This window comes from Photobacterium angustum (assembly GCF_003026365.1).
GTDB classification, from domain to species: Bacteria; Pseudomonadota; Gammaproteobacteria; order Enterobacterales; family Vibrionaceae; genus Photobacterium; species Photobacterium angustum.
Genome location: NZ_PYOM01000010.1, coordinates 62654 through 87450, shown reverse-complemented (window position 1 = coordinate 87450; position 24797 = coordinate 62654). Strand labels below are relative to the sequence as shown.

The 24797-nt window shown below is 37.3% G+C and carries 23 protein-coding genes; 12 read left to right on the top strand and 11 right to left on the bottom strand.

Annotated elements, in window-relative coordinates:
- Window positions 1-29 precede the first annotated feature (29 nt).
- Both CTN01_RS12000 and CTN01_RS11995 read left to right on the top strand, forming a co-directional pair.
- Window positions 30-1052, top strand: coding sequence for a preprotein translocase subunit SecY (locus CTN01_RS12000; RefSeq protein WP_045149404.1), 1023 nt, complete (start codon window positions 30-32; stop codon window positions 1050-1052).
- A gap of 216 nt (window positions 1053-1268) precedes the next feature.
- Window positions 1269-2798 carry a phospholipase D family protein gene (locus tag CTN01_RS11995; RefSeq protein WP_045149405.1) on the top strand — a complete coding sequence of 510 codons (1530 nt, stop codon included), beginning with the start codon at window positions 1269-1271 and terminating at the stop codon, window positions 2796-2798.
- A 73-nt stretch (window positions 2799-2871) separates the two neighbouring features.
- On the opposite strand, the gene rimK is transcribed toward CTN01_RS11995, so the two are convergent.
- The 3 genes from rimK to hppD all read right to left on the bottom strand — a co-directional run bounded on the left by rimK (window position 2872) and on the right by hppD (window position 5475).
- Window positions 2872-3774 carry a 30S ribosomal protein S6--L-glutamate ligase gene (rimK, locus tag CTN01_RS11990; RefSeq protein ID WP_005365799.1) on the bottom strand — a complete coding sequence of 301 codons (903 nt, stop codon included), beginning with the start codon at window positions 3772-3774 and terminating at the stop codon, window positions 2872-2874.
- A gap of 5 nt (window positions 3775-3779) precedes the next feature.
- A complete protein-coding gene (locus tag CTN01_RS11985; protein ID WP_045149406.1) occupies window positions 3780-4241 on the bottom strand; it encodes an ATP-dependent zinc protease family protein in 462 nt (153 codons plus the stop codon).
- A 163-nt stretch (window positions 4242-4404) separates the two neighbouring features.
- Complete coding sequence (hppD, locus tag CTN01_RS11980; protein ID WP_045149407.1) at window positions 4405-5475, bottom strand: 4-hydroxyphenylpyruvate dioxygenase; 1071 nt, start codon at window positions 5473-5475, stop codon at window positions 4405-4407.
- 225 nt (window positions 5476-5700) lie between these two features.
- Between hppD and CTN01_RS11975 the strand changes: the two genes are divergently transcribed.
- Entirely contained in the window at window positions 5701-6627 is a 927-nt protein-coding gene (locus CTN01_RS11975; RefSeq protein WP_045149408.1) for a CHAD domain-containing protein, read from the top strand.
- Window positions 6628-6630: 3 nt separating this feature from the next.
- Here CTN01_RS11975 and CTN01_RS11970 read toward each other — a convergent pair whose 3' ends face one another.
- The gene (locus tag CTN01_RS11970) at window positions 6631-7110 is read right to left on the bottom strand and encodes a glutathione peroxidase (RefSeq protein WP_045149409.1); all 480 of its coding nucleotides are present in this window, start codon (window positions 7108-7110) and stop codon (window positions 6631-6633) included.
- A 75-nt stretch (window positions 7111-7185) separates the two neighbouring features.
- On the opposite strand from CTN01_RS11970, the gene CTN01_RS11965 reads away from it, so the two are divergent.
- The 3 genes from CTN01_RS11965 to CTN01_RS11955 all read left to right on the top strand — a co-directional run bounded on the left by CTN01_RS11965 (window position 7186) and on the right by CTN01_RS11955 (window position 10581).
- Entirely contained in the window at window positions 7186-7737 is a 552-nt protein-coding gene (locus CTN01_RS11965) for a hypothetical protein (protein WP_045150903.1), read from the top strand.
- A gap of 200 nt (window positions 7738-7937) precedes the next feature.
- The gene (locus CTN01_RS11960) at window positions 7938-10040 is read left to right on the top strand and encodes a protein-disulfide reductase DsbD family protein (RefSeq protein ID WP_107188327.1); all 2103 of its coding nucleotides are present in this window, start codon (window positions 7938-7940) and stop codon (window positions 10038-10040) included.
- Between the two features lie 16 nt (window positions 10041-10056).
- Window positions 10057-10581 (top strand): protein disulfide oxidoreductase, encoded by a 525-nt coding sequence (locus tag CTN01_RS11955; RefSeq protein WP_045149410.1) that lies wholly within the window; start codon window positions 10057-10059, stop codon window positions 10579-10581.
- Window positions 10582-10627: 46 nt separating this feature from the next.
- On the opposite strand, the gene CTN01_RS11950 is transcribed toward CTN01_RS11955, so the two are convergent.
- Window positions 10628-11137, bottom strand: a complete 510-nt coding sequence (locus tag CTN01_RS11950; protein ID WP_045149411.1) for an NlpC/P60 family protein — start codon at window positions 11135-11137, stop codon at window positions 10628-10630.
- 229 nt (window positions 11138-11366) lie between these two features.
- Here CTN01_RS11950 and CTN01_RS11945 point away from each other — a divergent pair, with 229 nt between their 5' ends.
- Entirely contained in the window at window positions 11367-11843 is a 477-nt protein-coding gene (locus CTN01_RS11945) for a GNAT family N-acetyltransferase (protein ID WP_045149412.1), read from the top strand.
- A gap of 367 nt (window positions 11844-12210) precedes the next feature.
- Window positions 12211-12975, top strand: coding sequence for a 1-acylglycerol-3-phosphate O-acyltransferase (locus CTN01_RS11940; protein ID WP_045149413.1), 765 nt, complete (start codon window positions 12211-12213; stop codon window positions 12973-12975).
- Window positions 12976-13030: 55 nt separating this feature from the next.
- On the opposite strand, the gene CTN01_RS11935 is transcribed toward CTN01_RS11940, so the two are convergent.
- A complete protein-coding gene (locus CTN01_RS11935) occupies window positions 13031-13384 on the bottom strand; it encodes a DUF2750 domain-containing protein (RefSeq protein ID WP_045149415.1) in 354 nt (117 codons plus the stop codon).
- 274 nt (window positions 13385-13658) lie between these two features.
- Here CTN01_RS11935 and rarD point away from each other — a divergent pair, with 274 nt between their 5' ends.
- Window positions 13659-14564 carry an EamA family transporter RarD gene (rarD, locus tag CTN01_RS11930; protein WP_045149416.1) on the top strand — a complete coding sequence of 302 codons (906 nt, stop codon included), beginning with the start codon at window positions 13659-13661 and terminating at the stop codon, window positions 14562-14564.
- Window positions 14565-14647: 83 nt separating this feature from the next.
- A complete protein-coding gene (locus CTN01_RS11925; protein WP_045149417.1) occupies window positions 14648-15010 on the top strand; it encodes a nucleotide pyrophosphohydrolase in 363 nt (120 codons plus the stop codon).
- Window positions 15011-15085: 75 nt separating this feature from the next.
- Here the strand turns inward: CTN01_RS11925 and CTN01_RS11920 are convergent, their stop codons facing one another.
- The 4 genes from CTN01_RS11920 to nrdD form a co-directional block, all read right to left on the bottom strand.
- A complete protein-coding gene (locus CTN01_RS11920; protein WP_045084205.1) occupies window positions 15086-15349 on the bottom strand; it encodes a DUF2960 family protein in 264 nt (87 codons plus the stop codon).
- 105 nt (window positions 15350-15454) lie between these two features.
- Entirely contained in the window at window positions 15455-17542 is a 2088-nt protein-coding gene (locus tag CTN01_RS11915; RefSeq protein WP_045149418.1) for an EAL domain-containing protein, read from the bottom strand.
- Window positions 17543-18073: 531 nt separating this feature from the next.
- Window positions 18074-18550, bottom strand: a complete 477-nt coding sequence (nrdG, locus tag CTN01_RS11910) for an anaerobic ribonucleoside-triphosphate reductase-activating protein (RefSeq protein WP_045149419.1) — start codon at window positions 18548-18550, stop codon at window positions 18074-18076.
- A gap of 105 nt (window positions 18551-18655) precedes the next feature.
- The gene (nrdD, locus tag CTN01_RS11905; RefSeq protein ID WP_045149420.1) at window positions 18656-20782 is read right to left on the bottom strand and encodes an anaerobic ribonucleoside-triphosphate reductase; all 2127 of its coding nucleotides are present in this window, start codon (window positions 20780-20782) and stop codon (window positions 18656-18658) included.
- A 329-nt stretch (window positions 20783-21111) separates the two neighbouring features.
- Here nrdD and CTN01_RS11900 point away from each other — a divergent pair, with 329 nt between their 5' ends.
- Both CTN01_RS11900 and CTN01_RS23045 read left to right on the top strand, forming a co-directional pair.
- The gene (locus tag CTN01_RS11900) at window positions 21112-22218 is read left to right on the top strand and encodes a GGDEF domain-containing protein (RefSeq protein WP_045149422.1); all 1107 of its coding nucleotides are present in this window, start codon (window positions 21112-21114) and stop codon (window positions 22216-22218) included.
- 422 nt (window positions 22219-22640) lie between these two features.
- The gene (locus CTN01_RS23045) at window positions 22641-22973 is read left to right on the top strand and encodes a hypothetical protein (protein ID WP_244156067.1); all 333 of its coding nucleotides are present in this window, start codon (window positions 22641-22643) and stop codon (window positions 22971-22973) included.
- Window positions 22974-23409: 436 nt separating this feature from the next.
- On the opposite strand, the gene CTN01_RS11890 is transcribed toward CTN01_RS23045, so the two are convergent.
- Window positions 23410-24759: a sigma-54-dependent transcriptional regulator gene (locus CTN01_RS11890; RefSeq protein ID WP_045149424.1), complete on the bottom strand. Its 1350-nt coding sequence runs from the start codon at window positions 24757-24759 to the stop codon at window positions 23410-23412.
- Window positions 24760-24797 lie beyond the last annotated feature (38 nt).

Genomic DNA, 24797 nt, shown 5'->3' with positions numbered 1-24797 from the left:
ACATCCGCTACCCGAAAGGATTTTTTGCGATGTGGACAGTTTATAGTTTCACAGGTGCAGCGATTCTCGCCTCTATCATCTTCTCGCTGCTATTATTCCTTTCTATTGATGATGATCCATTAATGAAGTTTCTCTTTGGTGGATTGGCGGTTATTTTCGAACTAGGAAAATTCTTCGCATGGTACGAAGTTGGGGAACGCAAAGCACGTCGTAACTATACAGGTACTCTGTCTGCTTTTACCTTTTACGCCGTTCTTGCTGCAATTTCGATTGGTGGCTCTATTGGCGGTATTAACAGCGCAACGAATAAAGCGCAAAGTGAAGTTAACGTTCAAAAAAGTAAAATCAATGCTTTCAACATGCAGATTGAAGCAATTGAAAAACAAATTGACCTCAATAACGTCGCGGCTGAAAAATACATTCAGATGGAACGCATTGCTTCTGGTGTTGCACGTATTCAAAAACAAAATGATGAATTACGTAAGCAACAACAAAAACTTGCAATGGAGCGTGATAGCATTCCTGTCGTTAGCCAAGGCTCAGTTTTAGGATTGATCGATAGTCTTGCGGAATCGTTACATGTAACTCCTCAAGCTGCGCAGCTAGGTTTAGTGGTATTCCTATCAGTATTATTAGATTTCTTTGCTGCATTCTTTGTGGGGTTAATCGGTGAAGAAAATCGTTTCCGTCATCAGTTCCGCCATAACAAAGTGTTAGAAATGGCAGGATACAATGAATATGAACAACCTAAACTGCTAGAGCATTTTGACCCTTCAACGGTTGGAACGTCAGAAGTCAATGTTCACGAGCAAGAGCAAGAGCAAGAAGAAATAATTGTCGAACCTGAGCTGCCTAAAACACCTTATGAGTTAACCATTGATGCGCTTAGCCATAATAAAGTAAATTGCAGTAAACGCGCAGTAAGTAAGTTTTTAAATATATCAACCGATGAGGTGGATAGTATTTTCAAACAATTATTGGATGAAGGTATTGTGAGTAAAAAGCCTAACAATCATTACCAATGGCATGGACTTACAACCACGACGAGTTAATACATCACGTGGTAAATTAACCAAAATACTAGCCCGAAATAATCAATTATTTCGGGCTTTTTTTGCCCCAAGATAATAATAAATTCTTACTTTGTTACACTTCTTATAAGTTAGTTTTCTAAAAGCAGAAAATGATCACATAATGTATTTTTAATTACAGCTTACCCAATTATTCCTCTGTAGAATCCAGTCACATTTATTTTCAATGCCCTAGCCATGATTCGTATTAAAGATTATAAGAAACGGTTATCACGTACTATTATCGCAACAAGTATTCTCACGCTTGTTGGTTGTGCTCAACCGTTATCAACAGAAAAGCAAGCAAGCTATTCAAATGTTGATAATTTCAACACTAGCTTGTACCAAAGCTCTCTGCCTTATACCAGCGCTCACCCTCATAAAACAGGTTTCTACCCTCTTGGTGACGGTCAAGCCGCATTGCTTGCACGTTTAGCTATTATTGAACATGCACAAAAAACACTGGATGTTCAGTATTATATTTACCGTGATGATGCGACAAGTGGATTGCTAACATGGTATTTATACCAAGCTGCTGAACGTGGTGTACGTGTTCGTTTATTACTTGATGATATGCAAAATCGTGACGATCAAGCATTAGCAAGCCTCTCTGCTCATCCTAATGTTGAAGTACGCTTATTTAACCCATTTTCAAACCGTACTATTAAGCCATTAAGTTTCTTAACTGACTTTGATCGCTTAAATCGCCGTATGCACAATAAATCTATTATTGCAGATGGTGTTTTTGCCATAACCGGTGGACGTAATATCGGCGACGAGTATTTCTCAGCCAATAGTGATGTAGAATTCGGTGACTTCGACCTCATTATGCTAGGTAAAGTGATACCGCAATTCGCACGTCAATTTGATGAATACTGGAACAGTAAACCAGCGACCCCGATTGAAGCTTTAGTTTCATCAGCACATGAGCCTACAAAAGAACAACTGGCACAGTGGAAAGATGCTCAGCTTAAGTATATGACGTCAGACTATGCAAGTTCGCTGAAAAACCACCCGATGATACAGCAGTTAATGGAAGAGACATTACCGCTATACTGGACAGATGCAGAGCTGCTGTACGATACACCGTATAAAATTGCTAATAGTAAAGATGATTTATTGTTACATAAGCTATCAGAGATGATTGCGAAAGCAGAACATGATTTCTTCTTAGTTTCACCGTATTTTGTCCCTACAGAAGAAGGTGCAAAAGAGCTGGCTAAAGCGGCAAAGAACGGCAAAAACATTACTATTGTTACCAACTCATTAGCTTCTAATGATGTTTTCGCTGTGCATGGCTGGTATGCCAAATACCGCAAAATCATGCTAGAAGGTGGTGTTAGGCTATATGAAGTAAAAGTAGAGCCCGGCCATAAAACAAAACACAAATGGCTAAGTCGCTCTCGTACAAGTTTGCACGCGAAAACCTTTATTCTTGATAAATCTAAAATTTTCGTCGGTTCATTTAACTTTGATCCACGCTCTGCATACTTAAATACAGAGTTAGGGGTGATTGTTGATTCACCTAAATTCTCAGGTGAAGTTTACAACACGATCAGTAACTCCCTAGCTAAAGATGCTTACCGTCTATCATTGGACGAAAACGGCGACATCGTATGGAATGATGATACAACGGGCAAGCAGTATACATCAGAGCCAGACAGCAGCATCTGGCTTAAAATTGGCGCTTGGGCGGCCGGTGTATTACCAATAGAGAAGCAGCTATAACTCAGTAAGATAACCATAGAATAGTGACAAAAAAGGCGCTCAATGAGCGCCTTTTTCATGCTTAATTTTTCAATTAGCCTTTGTTGCGAAGTGAAGACTTTTTCACTGCATTTTTTTCGATGTAATCGATGATCATGCCTGCAATATCTTTACCTGTTGCTTTCTCAATACCTTCAAGGCCAGGTGAAGAGTTAACTTCCATAACAAGTGGACCACGCTCTGAACGTAACAGGTCAACACCAGCAACACCTAATCCCATAATTTTTGCAGCTGCAACTGCTGTTTTACGTTCTTCAGGTGTGATCTTAACCAGTGCTGCGCTACCACCGCGGTGTAGGTTTGAACGGAACTCACCTTCTGCACCTTGGCGTTTCATTGCTGCAATCACTTTATCGCCAATAACGAAACAACGGATATCTGCGCCGCCTGCTTCCTTAATGTATTCTTGAACCATGATATTCGCTTTAAGACCCATGAAAGCTTCAATAACACTTTCAGCGGCTTTACGTGTTTCAGCAAGAACCACACCAATGCCTTGTGTGCCTTCTAATAGCTTAATAACGACTGGCGCACCACCAACCATATCAAGTAAATCTTTAACGTCATCAGGCTTACTTGCAAAACCAGTCACAGGCATACCGATACACTTACGCGATAGTAACTGCATTGAACGTAATTTATCACGTGAGCGGCTGATCGCTACAGATTCATTAACGGTATATACACCCATCATTTCAAACTGACGCAAAACAGCAGTACCGTAAAATGTTACTGATGCACCGATACGTGGAATAATCGCATCAAAATCCACTAAATCTTCACCTTTAAAGTGAATCTGAGGTTTTTGCGAGTTAATGTTCATATAACAACGCAGTGCATCGATCACTTTAATTTCATGACCACGTTGTTCAGCGGCTTCAATCAAACGAGCTGTCGAATACAGTGAACGGTTGCGAGATAAAATTCCAATTTTCATGACAACTAGCCTTGATTTTCAATAAGATAAGATGCTTCTGGATCAACAATAATACGCTCATGCATTGCCGTACGCCCTAGTAGCATACGGAAAGCCATATTGTCACGACTGGTTAGCGAAATTTCAATCGGCCACTGTTGACCATTAAAATCAATTGTAGAAACGATAAAGTAGCGCAGTTGCTCATCACCGCCTGAGTTTCTTACAACACGTTTATCAGCCACTTTTGCTTCACAGATTTGTTCAATGTCGGTGTTGTTATGGATTGGGTGAATCCAAAACTTAACCCACTCTTCACCGTCACGGATAAATTCTTCAATTTTGAAAGTATGCAGGCACGAACTTCGTGCACCAGTATCAATTTTCACATGAATATTATTGATACCCAGATCAGGTAATGCAGCGACTTCACGCCACCCAACAAGAAACTTATTATTTTTATTCACTATTGTATCTTTACTAATCATATCAGACGTCCAATATACTATAGAGGCATTAAATCAAATACCTTGAAATGATACTACTACAGTATAGAGAACATTAACCAGACCCTCTGGTATAAATTTTACATTGAGGAAATGTACAATTTATAGCTAACAGAAGGGAAACAAATTGCTTATTTTCATTAAGCTAAGATTTTGCGCTCAGGACACCTCGACGTATTTGATCAAGTTCAATTGATTCGAATAAAGCTTGAAAATTACCCTCACCGAATCCTTGATTTCCTTTACGTTGAATAATCTCAAAAAATACGGGACCAATCACGGTTCCCGTGAAAATTTGCAACAAAATACCATGTTCATCGCTATCGATCAGTATTTTGTCATGCTGCAATGATGAGATGTTTTCATCGTGACAATCAATTCTTTTGCTGACCAGTTCGTAATAAGTATCCGGTGTATCCATGAAGGTAACACCTAATTGACGTAGCTTTTTCACTGATGAAAGAATGTCATTAGTACTTAAAGCGATATGCTGAATACCTTCGCCATTATATTGTTTTAAATATTCTGCGATTTGAGAATGTTCGTCACTTGATTCATTGATGGGAATGCGGATTTTGCCACAAGGTGATGTCATTGCGCGAGATTTTAAACCCGTTAATTTCCCTTTGATATCAAAGTATTTAATCTGTTGAAAATTTGCAATTTTTTCATAAAAATCAGACCATTTATCCATATGTCCGATAGCAACATTATGAGTTAAGTGATCAATCGTTAATAACCCAGTATCTATAGCTGCTAAACGCTGCTGTGCATCTGGGTAATACTCAAAATCAACTTCGTAAATATCATGTTCACCATAACGATCGACAAAATATAATAATGCGCCACCAATACCTTCAATAGCGGGAATATTTAGTTCCATAAGCCCAACATTATTTTCACACCTCTTTGCGCCATGGTTAATAGCATAGTCTAACGCCTTGTTTACATCTTTAACCCGAAATGCCATCGCATTAACACTTGCGCCATGCTGCAATGCAAACGAACTTGCTTGCGAAGCTGACTCACCATTAACAATGAAGTTAATGTCCCCCTGACGATAAAGCCACACCATTTTATGTTTATGTTTCGCTATTTCCGCAAAACCCATTTGTCTAAATAAATTTTTAAGTTTAGTGATCCCAACTTTTGTTGGAGCAGTGTATTCAACAAATTCAAAACCATCAGTACCTAATGGATTACATACCTTTGACATACAATGACTCCTATTAAACTTATAGATAACTCTCTTTAAGCTTTAGCAGTAGTTTGAAATAACGGGCAGTTTTCTCTTTCTTCGTTGTTGATTTAATTTTTTCTCCCTTGTAACGCACTGTTTCCATGTGATTTACATATACAAATAAACCTTATGTTTCAGCCATAAGCATCCAATTGTTCTATATTTAGAATTTAAAATGAATTTTATTAGTAAGGCTCAGTTATGCATAAACGAGACACTTTTCAGCTTCCCCGAAAAACGTCAGGTGTTTATCCTATTAATTCTACTTTGCCACTAGCTAAAATTATTCGCTCTCACGTATTACAGAACTTTTCTTTTTGTGAAAACTATCAACAAGGCATTATAAAAGATGATGATCCTGAATTTCTTCATCAATATCGCGTTACGATGCGTCGTATACGCGCCATACTTAGCCTTCATCAATCGCTATTCATCCCAGATCAGCTAAAAGAAACTAACTTAGCTATCAAAAATTTAATGCAACCTACTAATTTACAACGCGATCTCGATGTTTACCTCATGCAAATAGAACATTACTTTAATTCGGTCGAACATAAACATCATCAAGGACTAGCACGTTTTTTTGACGATCTTCAGCACCAGCGCCAAAAAGCATATAAGAAAAATAAACAATGGTTAAAAAGCGAGGAATATAAACTGCAATATAAGCACATTAAAACACAGTTGAAGCAACTGTCGCCTCGCGAAGAAGAGTTATCGACACCATCAAAAGAAATGATAAATACGCTATTAATGAACTTAAATAATCGTATTACCACCTCAATGAACGCTATTGACTCACAAACGCCTGACGCGAAGCTTCATCGCTTGAGAATAAAATGCAAAAAATTACGTTATAGTTTGGAGTATTACCGTCCATTAATTGAACAGTTATCACTTAGTTTGAAGATAAAAACATTGAAGCTTCTACAAGCTAAGTTAGGTGACTTCAATGATAGCTCGGTGCAAATTGACTTTCTTAATCACTATTTACAGCAATACAAAAAAACGGGGAGACGTGCGAAAGCGATTGGCTTATTACTTCAAAAAATACAGCAAGATCATTTAGAGAATAAGCAGCAATTGATTATTGAAGTTGTCCAATGTAGTCAAAATACTGCTAATTAATCATTATGATAGCAGTTTAATAATGTCATCTTCTATAGCAAATGGCTTTGTAGTGGGCGCATAACGTTTCATTGGTTCACCCTCTCTTGAAATCAAAAACTTGGTGAAATTCCATTTAATATCCTTGCCAAGCAGACCTGGTAATTGTTTTACGAGATAAGAAAATACCGGTTCAGCGTCACGCCCTTTCACATCTACTTTGCTAAACATCGGAAATGTTACGCCATAGTTTATCAAACATTCCTGCTTAATTTGGCTCTCTCCATCTGGCTCTTGTCCACCAAACTGATTGCATGGAAACCCAAGTATCACTAACCCTTGATCACGATACTTTTCATATAATGCCTGTAATGCTTCATATTGAGGCGTAAAACCGCACTTGCTGGCTGTATTTACAACGAGTATAACTTTCCCTTCATAATCACTTAATGAAAGCTCTTCACCTGAAAGTGCTTTAACGTCGAAGTCATATATTTTTGTCATTATCATTCCTATTTATTATTACTCGCTAATTGTCCATGTTATTCTGTAAACGTCCTTTTGTACGAAGTTAATAGCATGACAGATCTCAAACACTTATTTTTTTCTCTTGGCCTTGAACAACTTGATTTATCTGAAAAAGAAAAAAATATTATCAATGCCTTTATTGAGCAATCAACACCTCGATTTAATGATATTTGCCACCAGCGACAAGATAAAGAACCTTTAGCGTTACTATTAGGCTATATGACGCAACAACACCACATTGCCTCGTCTCGCTGGATTGAACAACAGACTGCCTATCATCAAATGCAATCGGTATTTCAATCAACCGTAGGGACTGAACACGCTAGCAAGTTTATTAATCAAGATGTCGATGAATATATTCTGATCACTCTATTATGGTTGCTTGTTCAGGGCGCAAATAAAATTGATTATAGTTATGCCAATGAACAAGCTGAAACGCTGTTAGCTCATATTCATGAAGAGACAAAAGAGTCTAATGACAGTAAAGAAGATGAACAACTTCGACAACGGCTAATGCAAGCATTCTATCAAGGAAAAAAAACGACGCAGCAAAGCCTTTTCACAAAACTAAAGCGTATGTTCAGGTTATCGCAACAACAATAGGAAAAGACAGCGTAACTTATCGCTATAATACGCGAACCAAAACGTAAAAATACTGTCACCTAATAATCTGAATATTTTGCTAACTCGATGAAATAGAATCATTATTTTACCGTTCTATATTATCACCAAGACCATAGTATAAAATTTATACGCTCATGATCGTTGCAATGACATGTGCATTGTTAAAACGGAGTTCTAGATTGAAAAAATTATACCTCAATACTTATTTCATCTGTGCCATGCTCGGTGCATTACTCAGTATCACTTTTTCCAGTCAAACCTTTGCAGCTACTGAGATTACAACTGGATGGGTAACAAACCCACAACATCCTCCTGTACAAGTTAGGTTAGTACTAACGGGTGAAAAAGACACGGCTAATCATACTGTTCAAGGACTTCTAGAAGTTAAACTTGATAAAGATTGGAAAACCTATTGGCGATCGCCTGGTGAAGGTGGCGTTGCACCATCTATAAACTGGGATATGTCTAGTAATGTTGAAAGTGTTGACTGGCAGTGGCCGATGCCAAAACGTTATGAGTTCTTAGGTGTTGAAACGCTTGGCTATAAACATGATGTTATTTTCCCGCTTTCAATTCATGTAAAAGACATGAATAAGCCTGTATTTCTTGCAGGTAAATTAACCATGTCTTCCTGTACCAGTATTTGTGTACTGACTGACTATGAATTAGCACTTGATTTTAATCCTGAAAAACTCAGCTTATCGACCGATGCGATGTTTTTATACAACAAAGGTTATAGCCAAGTACCTAAATCGTCTCAAGCAGTAACATTGGATACTGTCTCTTATGACAAAGACAAAAAAGCAATTACAGTTGTTGCAACAAATAAAGCAGGTTGGGTGAAACCAGATGTGTTGATTGACGGACATAATAAAGCCGTTAAAGACACCTCATTCTTAGCGCCGAATGTTACGATTAAAGATCAAACACTGTATGCGGTATTACCCGTGACCAGTTGGTTTGGTACACCAAAGCTTGTTGGTGAACCACTTCAAATCACAATCGGTGATAATAATCTCGCCGTTGAGATCCCTGCAACAGCAACAGACACTCCTGTTATTGTGCCGAGCTCTAATAGTAACTTATTAGAAATAATTTGCATTGCGCTATTAGGCGGTTTAATTCTTAATATCATGCCATGCGTATTGCCGGTATTAGGCATGAAGTTGAGTAGCGTTGTTTCAGCGAAGGGCTTAGAGAAACGCCAAATCCGTACCCAGTTTATCGCTTCTGCTGCAGGTATTATCACCTCATTTTGGCTATTGGCTGGCTTTTTAGCATTAATGAAATTATCAGGCCAAGCGCTTGGCTGGGGAATCCAATTCCAGAGCCCTTGGTTTATTGGTGCAATGATTGCGATCACCGCTCTGTTTGGCGCGAATATGTTAGGCTTATTTGAAATTCGCTTATCAAGTAACACCAATACTTGGATGGCAACCAAAGGGGATAACTCACACCTTGGTCACTTTATTCAAGGTATGTTTGCAACCTTACTTGCAACGCCATGTAGTGCCCCATTCTTAGGCACAGCTGTCGCATTCGCATTAGGTGCTAGTTATGTGACACTCTTTGCCATTTTCACCGCGTTAGCGATTGGTATGGCTGCACCATGGTTGCTGATTGCTCTCTTCCCACAATTGGCAAACGCATTACCTAAACCTGGTTTATGGATGGATCGGGTTAAAACGCTGTTTGGTTTGATGATGCTTGCAACCAGTGTTTGGTTATTAAGCTTAATGACCAGCTTCTATAGTGCCACTGTTGTTTGGGTTATTGGTCTATTCATTATGCTCGTTATCTTATGGCAATTAGGTCGTAAGAAAGGACGCAAAGCCGTTATCATCACCACTGCGGTTCTTTTACTGGGTGTTGCTGGTAGCCTTATCGTGGGTAGCTTAACCTCAAACCATTGGGCGAAGCCGCTCGCTGATGACCACCACTGGGAAACGCTAAACGTTGATAACATTGCAAAACAAGTCGCTGAAGGAAAAACAGTCTTTGTTGATGTTACAGCTGAATGGTGTATCACTTGTAAAGCCAATAAAGTCGGTGTGTTACTGCAAGAGCCCGTATATTCGGCCTTATCTGCAGATAACATCGAGTTAATGCGCGGTGATTGGACGAAACCTTCTGACTACGTCACAGGCTTCCTACAATCACATGGACGTTTTGGTGTTCCATTTAATATTGTATATGGTCCTAATGCGCCTCAAGGTATCCCATTGCCCGTGATTTTAACAAGTGACGAAGTACTTAACGCAATTAAAAAAGCAAGTAAGTAACAAAGGAATAACATAAATGACAAGGACGTCTGCCAAAGGGTGGCTTAAAAATATACTTATCACTGCTATATTAATAACGGCAGTAAGTATTGTTGTTGATATCTGGCGAAATAAAGATCTAACGGTTTCTGTTGATAACCATTCGATAGAAAAAACAATTAACCAGCATGATGTTGATTGGCTAACTCTCAGTTATCAACAACCTGTTGTACTTTATTTATGGGCAACATGGTGTCCAAGTTGCCGTTTTGTAAGTCCATCAATCAATTGGCTACAACAATATCAAAACGATCTGAATATAAAAGTATTTAGTGTTGCTATTCGCTCTGGAGATGATCGTTTATTGCAAGCATACATGAACAGCAAAGAATATCGCTTTCCTGTTACTAATGACCAAAATGGTCATATTAGCCAACAATTAGGGATAAGTGCTACACCCACTATTATTATTGTTAAAAATGGCAAAGTCTTTAATTCCACGACAGGTGTGACTACTCCTGTTGGTTTATTCGCTAGAGTAATGGCGGCAACCTACTTATAAATAAAAAGCCCAGCTAATTTTAGCTGGGCTTTTTAATATTTAATTGTTATTGCGATTTAGGCATACGTCTAATTTGCCAAAAATGTCGCTTCCAATAAGGGTTATCTAAGCGTGAAATCATCACACCTTTTGATTGTGATGCGTGCATAAACTCTGAATTGCCTAAGTATATTCCGACATGGCGTGTATTACGTCCCGTACGGAAAAAGACTAAATCCCCTTCTTTTGCACTATTTCGTGAAACTTTACGCCCCTTTTTCACCAATTGTAATGTCGTTCTTGGCAGCATCATTTGGTAAACACTGGAATAACCTACTTGCACAAATGCTGAGCAATCAATGCCTTTCTTTGTTGTTCCACCAAGACGATAAGGTGTTCCTTTCCATGAATGGTAAACGCCATCAAACATACCGGTATCTACAGAAGCGTTCTTTTTTAAACCTTCTTTCAGCATATCATTGCTAAATGCAATTTCTTTGCCTACTAATGTTGTTTCAGCAGCTTTATTGTTTGATGTTTTATCATTTACAGAGTCAGTCGAAGAACACCCAATCATTGACACAAGCGCCAATGCAAATAATGCGTGTTTATTATATTTAAATCCGTTCTTCAAAATTTACCCTGTACTGCTCGTTTGATAATAACTTTATTGATTATGGCCTAAAATAGTACCAATAATAAGGACGAAGTGCACACTATCAGAATAAATTTTACATATTCTAAACAATAATAATTCTCATATCTTAAAGTTAGATACAAAACACTAAACGTATACGCTCAACAATATGACATCAATACAATTTCGTAATTATAATCCACGCTATGAACAAGAGTTGTCTCAGCTTTACTATGACGCAATTACAAAGCTTGCTCCTGCTTATTATCATCCACAGCAAGTCAAAATATGGGCTGATTATCCACGAAAACATCCAAACGAATTTGCTAAATTATTAACACAAGGTACTGTGATAATGGCTATTAATAGTAAAGGGAAAGTGATGGGATTCGGTCAACTTCATCCGAAAAATTATATTGCTTTACTCTATACCCTGCCTAAATTTAATCGCTTGGGTGTCGCGAGTGCTATTTATAGTAAACTCGAACAGTTAGCATATATAAGCCATCAAACAACACTGAGTGCTACAGCCAGTAAACTCTCTCTGCCATTGTTTAGAAAGCTAGGTTTTAAATTAATAGATACAGAAGTTGCTGTCCGTGACAACATTACGTTCGAACGCTATAACATGGTAAAATTATTGTAAGGAAGGAAAAAAAAAGCTTACAGTTAAGTAAGCTAAAAAATCTATACAACAGAAGAGATAATCATTACGTCTATAACGTATTGGCTATCTGTTTGTAATTCTTACTTTTATCCTATTTAAGATCCAGTCATTTACTTATCTATAAATACATATGCGATTATCTTCACGTCAGGATTGAAAATGTAATTGTTAATTTTATTAACAAGCAATATATCATCCGACCAGATACAGTATATTTTTATAAATCGTGATAGTGCGCTATAAAATGTTAATTATTTGTAAAGCCAGACTACCACAATAATGACTATTTAGGTAATGTATAAAGATGTAGTCATGCGACATAACTTAAACAGCATAAGGAGTATATGTGCTGGCTTTTATTCGAATTATCATCGCAACCCTTTTTATTATAATTACAACCTTTTGTGCACTACTTTACTGCCTAATAAACCGACCGCGAGCACCTAAACATGTCTATACCTTTTGTCGTTGGTTTAACCAATTACAAAAAATCACAGGTGTTCGTGTTGAACAACGTGGGCTCGTTAACAGCACTAATATTGCTAATGCCGTCTATATTTCCAACCACCAAAGTGTTTATGACTTTGTTACTACCCCTGGTATGTTGCAACCAAATACCGTGTCACTAGGGAAAAAAAGCTTATTATGGATCCCTTTCTTTGGACAGCTTTACTGGATCACGGGAAATATACTGATTGATCGTGAGAATAAAGCCAAAGCGCGTAATACCATTCAGCAAGTTGCTGATGCTATCCACCAGCGAAATTTATCTGTCTGGGTTTACCCTGAAGGCACTCGAAGTAAAGGACGTGGATTACTGCCTTTTAAGACAGGAGCTTTTAGAATGGCGATAGAAGCAGGTGTACCTATTATTCCTGTCGTGATCAGCACAACACACAATAAGATTGATTTAAATAAACTTGATAACGGTACAGTAATAGCTGAAATGCTAGCCCCAATCAACACTCAAACATTTAAGTCTACTGACGCTAGACAGTTGGCAGAGCAATGCCATCAACTTATGGCAGAAAAGATCGCCCAACTTGATAATGAATTAAAACAAGATTCTTATTTGGTGAGTGAAGAGACATCAAAAGAAAATAAAGCCTAAAATAATTACACCCAATGACTTTCATTGGGTGTAATTTGTATCAACGATCTAAAGCTTAGATGTAAAGCTTAGCAACATCGCTAGGCTCAACTTCCACACCTTCAAGATTTTCGTTCCAGTTCAAACCAACAAGAACACCGTCTTCAGCTAATGTGATCATCCAATCTTCTAAGAAAATATCTAGTGGCAATTCACTTGGTTGGAACTCAGCCCACTCATCAGCACATTGCGCTTTCGCATCTTCTTCATTTGACCAGAATGGCATTACTTCCGAATCTTCAAACTCAGATGAAGCAACAGATAGCCAATCACCTTCTTCATTACGAAGGCTCCAAACAATACGTGTATTTTGTGTATCTTCAACAAACATTAATTTGTTAGCTTGGATATCTGACGTTAATTTAGTCATCTATTTTCTCTCAGTTGTAAACCTAAATGGCAAGCAACCATAGCTTATATCACCACAGCACTCTAACCCATGAAGTTTAACAAAAAACAGAATAAACAGTGATTAAATATTGTTTATATTTTTATGCTATATAGAGATAAAATAATATTGACATATACCCAAACAATGACAAAATGTCGCGATTATCGTCTAGGTTCATTCTGTTCCGCCCGATATAGCAAAATCTTGCCAACACAATACATCAAACATTTACACTTTACTGTTAGGTCAATCAATGCAATCTCGTCGTGCTGGAAATATGCTGGCGGCATTTTCTTTTGTACTTTGGGGAATCCTCCCTCTGTATTATCAGTTCTTGCCACAAGCCAATATTAATGAATTACTCGCACTAAGACTTATTTTTTCAGTCCCTGTAATGTTATTAGTCATGCTACTGCTTAAACGCCCTTTACCTAACGTTACTGAGCTATTAGCAGATAAAAAGTCATTCTTCATGTGCGGTATCGCTGGCTGTATTATGAGTGTGTCTTGGTATGCTTTTACCTGGGCGATTACCCACGGTGAAGTGCTTGCCGCTAGTCTTGGTTATTTTATTAATCCATTATTTGCTATTGCCTTAGGTATGTTTTTCTTAAGAGAAAAACTCACTAAAGCTCAAGTAATCGCAGTGGTTCTGGCTATCTTAGGCATTGCTTATCAAGTCTGGCAGTACGGAGAATTACCTTGGTTATCTCTTCTTATGGGAAGTTTTTTTGCTATCTATGGATTAACCAAAAAGTATATAAAATATGATGCATTAACCTCTGTGACTATTGAAGCAGCAATCCTTACTCCCTTTGCTGTAATTTATATGCTGTGGCTTTACTTCTCTGGTGATAGTGTCTCGTTAACAGCAGGTACGACTACATTCCTATTATATGTAGGCTCTGCGCCAGTCACGGTAGCACCGTTAATCTTCTTCGCTTTAGCACTGAATCGTACTAGCTTAACAATGGTTGGGTTAATGCAATATATTGAGCCAACATTACAGTTCTTATTGGCGGTGTTCTTGTTTGGTGAGGTCTTTGATCATACTAAGGCGATCAGTTTTAGCCTTATTTGGGCAGGTTTGATCTTTTGCACTCTTGAAGCATTGCCTAACTTATTCCATAAAAAACGTAAAGTTGCCCTGCCTAACTAGCAATTATCTTAAATGTAAACACCGTGCGTTGTGCGGTGTTTTTGTTTATCCTTCAATTATTGCCTAAATAAGAACGTGTTATCATGTCATCAAACCCATCATCTGAGCTACACCAACTACAAGAGCAACTCCGTCAATTTGCAATACAGCGCAATTGGGATCAGTTCCATACCCCTAAAAACTTAGTGATGGCCTTAAGTGGTGAAGTGGGTGAATTAACAGAAATTTTTCAATGGTTAACACCTGAGCAAAGCCAACACCTTTCAGTAGAAAAAAAGCGCCAATTAGAAGAAGAAATTGCTGATGTGATGATGTATCTAGTTCGACTAGCGGATAAGTGCGACGTGGATATTTTAGAAGCTTGTCAGAAAAAGATAATCAAAAATGCTGATAAATATCCAATTGAGAAATGTTATGGATCAGCGAAAAAATATAATGAGCTATAACAACAATCAGTAAAAACAAAAAAGCTGGCGATTATAGCCAGCTTTTTTCGTTTACTTGTTTCGTTTACTTGCCAACTATTTTTGGCCAACACCACGATTTTCTTTTTTCGCTAAAGCGATTTTACCAAAGCCTAGCTTACGAAAATAACTATCACGATAGTCACGGGCAGCTTTACTTGAATTTGAAACTGCTTCAACTTGCAATTCCATTTTTAGAAATGACGTTAAGTCGATACCTTCTGCAGCAGCTACCGCTTCATGAATATTACGGTATTGATCAAATGAAAAAATAAGCTCTTTTTCTTCATTTTTGTAGGTATAGATAATAGTGCGTGACATAACGTCCCCAGTAGAGCATAAAAATGGATACGAAATTTACCGTATATCCTTTTAAGATGGAAGCTTAAACAACACGGTATTATTTAAAAATCCGTCACCACTAAACTATGCCTCGGTAGTTGTTACCTTCTTGATTGTCAGATCAGTATTTATATCGTTATTGGAAACAAAGTCTTGTAATAAGTCATTAGCAAAAATATCTTGTTGCGACATTGGTCGGTAGTAATAAAAACCTTGAATATAACGCACACCCACAGACTGAATAAATTCAACTTCTTTTAGATGCTCTACCCCTTCAACAACAATCTCAGCATTGGTGATCTTACCAAGTTGTACAGCTAAGCTAAACAGATCTTTGCCTCGCTGTGTTTCCAGATTCAGTACCAGTGTTCGATCTATTTTTACTTTATCAAAATCAAAACGCGATAAATAAGCCAGTGATGAATAGCCTGTACCAAAATCATCTAATGCTACAGCAATGCCTAATTCATGTAATTGATCGATGACTTTAGCAACATCGGCTTCATTTTGAACCAATAACTCTTCAGTGATCTCAATTTCAATTTGAGAGAATGACAGTGAGCTCTCTTCAATATGTGTTTTAATCGTTTGGACAAAATTTTTCGATAACACAGTATCTGGTGAGATATTTATCGATAATCTAATGTTCTCATTCACTTTCGCAAATCGTTCGCCAGCACGTAATGCTTTGTCAAAAACCCAATAATCTAAATCAGGCATTAACCCTAATTGATTAAAGGCGGCTAAAAACGTCGGCGGTAAAATTTTCCCATCATTATTTTGATACCGAATAAGTGTTTCAAAACTAATGATCTTATTCGTATTCACATCAACCTGAGGTTGAAAATAGAGTAAAAACTCCCCTTCTGCTTGCAGCCGTTCGATCTCTTTTTGTGCTTTTAAATTTTGATGTAAAGACGGTATAAAACTTGTTAAACGTGTTTTAACTTCAATCTCATCACTGGTAAATAAGCGGTTCGAGAAGACATCAGAGACACCAATACCAAGATTACGCTTATCCATTAGTTTAAAGAATGGGTAATAGATCGCGACACCAATTAAGATGATAACAGCCTGTAATATTGCGCCAGAAATAGCACCTCCTGTTGCAACATAGCCGCTTAATAAAGGAGGCATTAACCAGCTTTGAATTTCACTTAATGGTGGCACAATTCCCCAATACATCGCTCCATAAGCCACCACAAAACCAATTGCTGGCGCAATCAGAAAAGGAATAATCATGATTGGGTTAAAAATAACAGGCACACCGAAAAGCACTGGCTCATTGACGTTAAAAATACACAAGACGAGGGACGCTTTTGCTAATACTTTATAACCTTCACTTTTTGCAAATAACAGCATACAGATTACTAAGCTCAATAAGTTGCCGCTACCACCGATCCCTGTAAAGAAATCATAAAAATTGGTGCTGATAATATTAAGATCCACACCAAAATTATGCCATGCTGAAATATTCACCATAGTGATATCGTAAAGTTCAGCTTTGTACATATGAAGTACATTATGGCCATTGATCCCTACGGACCAAAAAGCCCCGCGTAATAACTCATAAATAAGGCCATCAACAAAAGAGGTCGGATCAAGCGAGGGTAATAATGAAGATGGAATACTTACCGAATTAACAACAAAGTAAATAAGCTGACTAAATGTTATCAATGCACCAATAGAAACTATCGCGCCTAATAGCATGTTTGCTGAACTATCGATGACTGAATCGCGATCACTGCCCCTAAAAATACGAAATTTCTTTAATCGAGAAATGAGTTCACAAGTGATATATGCCGTTAATAAAGACAATGGAAAACTATTAGGTAATGGCATAATTTGCGATAAAAAGCCCCATTGGTAGGACACAACAAAATATACAGTTAATGCACTGGCTATTGAGACCCCTTTAGGAATACGTTTTACAGAAGAGAGGTATGTAACAAGATAAAAGTTGATCAATATAGGAAACATCAACCCCGTTGATTCACCTACATATCTTATCGTGCCAGTTAATGAGTCATAGCCGTAATTTTCGCAGAATATAGCTATAAGTTCACAAAACGTCGAAATTAATGCCAGCGGTAAGGCCATGATAAAGACATTCGAAACCGCAACAAGATATTTATTCGCCGAGAGCTCTGACATTACTCTGTAAACAGTCATAACTATTTTCTTATTTAATTATGATAAATACTATCAGCTCGATGCTGCCTGTATTTCACTATTCAATACCAACATTCGTATTGATAACATCATATGAATCATCACGAACAACGCTAACTTATTATTATATTTCAGTAAATTATACTATCAATCATATCAGCTTATCATAAATGAAAATTTATAAAATACTGTGCTACCTATCACTTCACACTAAACATGTAAGAGATTGTTGAGAAATTATGATTTTTGCACTCTTTAGAGTGGTATTTCAAAGAAATAAGAGGCAAACAATACTATGCAATAAAGAGAATAACAATTTAGATGTGAAATACGCAGGCATGTTTTAAACGAATTCTCGCTAATAAGGCATGGGGAAAATCATGCACTGCCTTTTCCCATACTTATACACAGAAACAGTGGATAACTTTACTAACACTGTGAAAAAACACACTTTTCGTGTGCTTTTCATACAGTGAAATTTGTAAAAATCCGTGAATTACGACATTACTTCAAATTATTATGAAATTCTCGTTATACTTCTTTTTTAGTTAAATAGTGGATAACTTGATTCTCACTACCTCGCCATACCAAAGAAGGATCTCGTTTGGTTTCTTCGTATTTCCCATCAACAAGAACGTCGATAAGATCAACAATTTCCTGCTGCTGCTCAGTTAACTCAGCGAACGTGTATCCCGTCCATAACCAAATATCTTTACCAATGCATTCACTACGGACACGTTTTACCAACTTTAAAATATCAGGCACGTTATTTGGGTGTAATGGATCGCCTCCAGATAAAGACAAACCTCGGCGTTTAATTCTAGTATCGTTCAAATCATTAATAATCTGATCTTCCATCTCTTGGCTAAAGAAATGGCCTGCATCTAGTCGCCAGGTACTCTGGTTATAACAACCTCTGCATTGATGAATACAGCCAGAAACAAACAAACTTGCGCGAGTGCCCGGTCCATTAACAATATCGACAGGATAATAGTTGTGATAATTCATATTGGTCACCTACACTCTCTAGTTATTTATTAAATAATAATCTTAAAAAGAAAAAGTGCCCTCTCAGGCACTTTTATCTCGTTACACTATGCACTCAAATAGAGATTACATGTGTTTAACACGACGCTTCACTTCTTCTTGTTTACCGAAGTTAAACGGACGTGCGTCAGGGCTACCTAAGTAACCACATACACGGCGTGTTACTGATACCTTTGATTGCTCGTGGTTACCACACTTAGGACATGTAAAACCTTTACTTGTACAGTCAAACTCACCAGTAAAGCCACACTCATAACACTCATCAATTGGTGTATTAGTACCGTAATAAGGAACACGCGAATAACTGTAATCCCACACATCTTCTAGTGCTTCAAGGTTATGCTGAATATTTGGGTATTCACCGTAACAGATGAAGCCACCATTCGCGATGTCAGGGTATGCCATCTCAAAGTCAATTTTGTCGTATGGGTTTACTTTCTTTTCAACATCTAGGTGGAAGCTATTTGTGTAGTAGCCTTTGTCTGTCACACCTGCAACCACACCAAATTCTTTAGTATCAATTGCACAAAAACGACTACATAGGTTTTCACTTGGCGTACTGTATAAACTAAAGCCATACCCAGTTTCTTTCTTCCATGCATCTGTTGCATCGCGTAAACGCTGAACAATGGCAATCGCTTTTTGGCGAAGCTCATCACTGTCGTATACATGTGTGTCGTTGCCATAAAGTGCATTAACTGTTTCATGAATACCAATGTAGCCAAGCGAGATTGAAGCACGACCATTTTTGAAGATTTCTGATACGTCATCATCTTCTTTTAGACGTACACCACATGCTCCTTCCATATATAAAATAGGAGCAACGCGTGCTTTCACACCGTCAAGGCGAGAAATACGAGCATCAAGTGCGCGACGTGATAAAGCCAAACGCTCATCTAATAATACAAAGAAACGCGCTTCATCACCTTTTGCTTCTAATGCAATACGAGGAAGGTTGATACTTACAACACCAAGGTTATTACGACCTTCGTGGATCAACTCACCATTTTCTTCATACGGACCAAGGAAGCTACGACAACCCATCGGCGTTTTGAATGAACCCGTTACTTCAACTAACTTGTCATAGTTCAAAATGTCTGGGTACATGCGCTTAGAAGCACACTCTAACGCCAATTGCTTAATATCGTAGTTTGCGTCATCTTGTTTATGGTTTAAGCCATCTTTAATGGCAAACACAAGCTTAGGAAATACTGCCGTCTTATGGTTTTTACCCAAACCTGCAATACGGTTTTTCAAGATAGACTCTTGGATCATACGTGATTCCCAAGATGTACCTAAACCAAAACCGAACGTAACAAATGGTGTTTGACCATTTGCGGTATGTAATGTGTTTACTTCATACTCTAGTGATTGGAATGCGTCATAACATTCTTTTTCAGTACGTGCATTAGCAAAAGCAACTGGGTCTTCAATGCCCCACTCTTTTGCTACTTCTAAATGCTTTTCATAACTAACAGTAACGTAAGGTGCTAATACCTCATCAATACGGTTGATGGTTGTTCCACCGTAGATGTGGCTTGCTACTTGCGCAATGATCTGAGCTGTAACTGCTGTTGCGGTAGAAATAGATTTAGGAGTATCAATCTCTGCGTTACCCATTTTAAAACCATGGGTCAACATGCCGTTTAAATCAATCAGCATACAGTTAAACATAGGGAAGAAAGGAGAATAGTCCAGATCATGGAAGTGAATATCACCACACTCATGTGCTTTAACAATGTCACGCGGCAACAAATGTTGAGTCGCGTAGTGTTTAGCAACAATACCAGCCAGTAAATCACGCTGAGTTGGGATCACTTTACTGTCTTTATTCGCATTCTCATTAAGTAAAGATGCATTGCTTTGCTCAATCAAACCACGAATTTCATTATTTAGGCGGCTTTTCTTTTCACGTGCAATATCGCGATCATGGCGATATTCAATATAGGCACGGGCAACTGTTTTGTGAGGACCAACCATCAATTGATTCTCTACAGCGTCCTGGATAGCGTGAATATCTACTTCTTCAGCATGCTGGAATTGAGCTAATGTCGCTTCAGCAACAAACATTGCATCCACTTCACTCATATCCATGTCATTGATTGACTGAGCTGCACCCATTACCGCTTCTTTAATGCGTTGCATTTCGAAAGGTACACGGCAGCCATCACGCTTAATCACAACAAGTTTCACACCAGGCTCCTAAATATACAATATTCATTACAGTGTCACGTAAACACAAAATATAGGCATTCGGTATACACGTAACAACAAGATGTGGGTATTAGGCGAGATTTTCGAAAAACAAACATTGATCCAAATCAATTTATTTTTAAGAGAGATTACGATCCGAGCTATGCGTTTAATGCGTCACAAAATTCTTTATAAAAGCAAATTTACATATACAATTGTCAATAAAATTATTTTGTATTTAACTAAAAAAATTGAGAAAAAATTCTTGCTTTTCTGCTGAATGAAGTAGACTGCTTAAACACTTTTTACAAGGCTGATTTGAATATTTAATGGATGGCTTAACACTTACGCAGCGTATCAATAAAGTAACCTATAAAAACCTCCGTATTGGTTTTTTATGGTCATCTAAGATATCTCTGATGATCTTATCTTTAATGTTAGTCACATTATGGCTCAATCATTTTACTAATGACTCTGATATATCATTCTTATTAACAGCACAGTTTACTTGGCAAATGGTACTTTCTGTTTTTGGGATCATTTATTTTAATCGCAGTGCTGAACCATCAAATTATCGCTTTGTGAGTGCCTTTTATAGCTTCACCTATGGATTGAGCTGGGGAGCAACTATCTTAATCTTAGGGCTTTATGCACAATTCACTTTACTCTCTGAAGTATTAGCCAACCTGACAACTATGGTGGCATTACTTGGATTTTACACCTACCGAAATGCCTTATATTTAGCGATTACACCAATACTTGTTTTGAGTACTTGGATAACAATCAAAGATGAACACTTAACATTACTGTTCTCGTTTGAAAAGTTTATGATCACTCTCATCATCATTGAATCTGGACGTCGCGTGCTATATCGCTGGTTCAGTAATCGTATTCAACAAGAACATGAGAATAAACGTTTATTAAAAGAGTTAAATCAACTCGCTTCTCGTGATCAATTGACCCAAATTAAAAATCGTCGTTTTTTCCAAATAGAACTTGAGAAACAAATTAAAAATACCCAACGCTTAAATATCCCTTTGTCTCTGATTTTAATTGACATTGATCACTTTAAAGCATTTAACGACAGCCAAGGGCATATTGCGGGGGATGAGTGTTTAAAATTAGTCGCAAAAGTGATTGATGCAAGCTTGCTTCGAGGCACCGATAGTGTTTCTCGTTTCGGTGGAGAAGAATTTGTTGTTTTGTTACCAAATACCAATCTTGATGGTGCTATTTTAGTTGCACAACGTATTCAAGAGAACTTAGCAAAAGTTGCTATTGCTCATCCCGCCTCTCAAACCAGTCATGTCGTGACAATTAGCCAAGGTATAACGACTTATGAGGAAAGCCAACGTTCAACTCAATTTATAGAAAAAGCAGATCACAATTTATACGATGCAAAAAAATCAGGACGCAATTGTTATATTGCTGCTTAGTAAAAAGTAATAACCTATACATTTTGTTTGATATAACACACTGCATACGATAATAAGAAGAACTTTCAAATGGTGTGATAAATTACGTTTACCAGTAATTGTAAAACTGAATTTTCAGCATAAATATTATAATAAGGATGTAAAATTTAACGTAAAAATAAGGAGTATATATCCCGTATTTACTCTTTTTTGCGATTCAATTAATACTCACAAGTGTTTGTCAGGCAAATGCATTCACGTTAATGACATGGAATTTGCAATGGCTTTCAGAGCAGCAGCAAGAGGTAAAACGCACCGAGCAAGATTACACTATCTTAAAATAGATTTTTTTAACCTATGAACCTGATATTCTTGCCTTTCAAGAAGTCGATAGTGCCACAAGCCTTCATCGCATTGTTCCTAATGACCGATATCAAATATTCATGTCATCAAGAATCAAAAATAAAGAAGATATCTTTAATGGGGTAAACCAATTCACCGGTTTTGCCATTAAAAATCACCTTACCATTAAAAACCACCCAGATATAACAACCTTGAGTTTTCCTGCTCTAGCATTAGGAGAAAAGCAGTATTACCAACAAAAGTTACGATATGGTTCAGCGATTACAGTCAGCCTTAATCAACATGATATTATCGTTGTGAATGTACACTTAAAATCAGGTTACTTTACTCCTAAACAGCTAAAGAACAACCGTAAAAAGTCCTGTCGCACATTAAATTTTCAACGAACATTACTGCAACAGTGGATAAAATAGCAACAAATAAATAAGCGATCTTTTATCTTAGTTGGTGATTTTAATCATCGTATAGCTTTTAAGACAACAAATAACGCAACTAATTTTTTCTCCAGTAATAATAAGCAAGGCTCTTTAAAATAGTTAACTAATAATGTCAAAGGTAACTGTTTAACAAAAAAAACAAGAAAGCCTATTATCGTCATTATAAAGAATTAATTGATTATGGTTTTAGTAGTGAGCATTTTAATATAACATCTGTCCAACAGCTACCTTATTCCACAGAACAAGTATCAACTTACCAATTAAGTGATCACTGCCCAATTATCTTTGATTTCAGTTTTACACCATTTGTTTCTTCATAAATTATCGAGTTATAAATTACAGGCAAAGAAAAGCCCACTTACCGACACCCTGCGAGAAAGTATAAAATAAGTGGGCTATTGTTCATCGATTTTTATTCTGCCGCGTAATTGGAACCATTGTAATAACGCACATCAGGCACAATATTATGTTTATTCAATAAGCGATACATTGTTGCTCTTGAAACACCAAGATCTTTTGCTGCTGACGCCACCTGACCACGGTGAGTTTCTAATACTGCAACCAGTACGTCTTTTTCTGCCTCATCTTTAATATTACGTAAACTTTGCTTCATGTTTATTTTCTTAGGTAAATCGAAGTGTTCAACACCCACTTCATTACCGTCTGTTAATAATGAAACTCGTTTAATTTGATTTATTAACTCTCGTACATTGCCAGGCCAGTTATAACGTAGAAGTAACTGTTTTGCTTCTTCATTATACTGAGTTGCAATAGTATTATATTCTCTTGAATATTTTTGTAAGAAATACTCAGCCAAAGCAATGATATCAGCACCTCTTTCACGTAATGTTGGTACTGAAATATGGAAAACATTAAGACGATAGAATAACTCTTTACTGAATGTTTCATTCGCAATTGCTTGCTCTAAGTTGGCACTTGAACAGGCAATAACACGAACATCACACTCTCTGGTATCTTCTAAAGAATCATTAGTTGGTTTTTGTAAATAGGCGAGAAGTTTTTGTTGTAAATTTTTAGACAGCTCTTCAACACCATTAAGTAGCACAGTCCCCGCTCTTATCGTGTTATCAGATATATGTTCACCGTCTGTATTTAAAAAGGCTATTTGCTCATCATCGTCCATGAGTGATGCACAATTTATCATAGTAAAGCCATCATTTCTTCGTTTACTTAGATTATGAATTGAATTCGCAATAAGATCTTTCCCGGTTCCTTGCTCACCGCTTATAAAGATATTAACGTCTGTCATTGCTACACGCCGAACCATATCTCTCAAATGCTTGATTGATTTAGATTCGCCAAATAAACCGACATCTTGCTGCGCATCTAATTCAGTCCAAGAGTTAGATTCAATTTCTAACATGCCTAGTTGATGACCCACAGTTTCTAATAGATGCGTCGATGGAATAGGAATTGAAAAATAATCAATGCAGTAATTATTTATAAATTGACAAATGGAGTCCATTCCAAGTTGTTCTTTTTTAATAACAGCTATCCATTTTACTTGCTTTGTTTTATTTGCCCTTAAAGAAATGCTATTCAAACTAAAATCATTATTACTAAGATCGACAATACAAATACAAGGACTATATTCTTCCAAGATGGCATCAGCAGTACGAAGGTCATAACAACAATGTGTTTTCCATCCAGTCTGTTCTAATAACGCAATCCAAGGTTCATAAGTACAGCCAATAGCAACGAGTCTAGCTTTAAACGTTTTCTTATCACACTGTGCTACCATTGAGGTCACCTTTTATAATATCGTTAACTTCCCTCTTT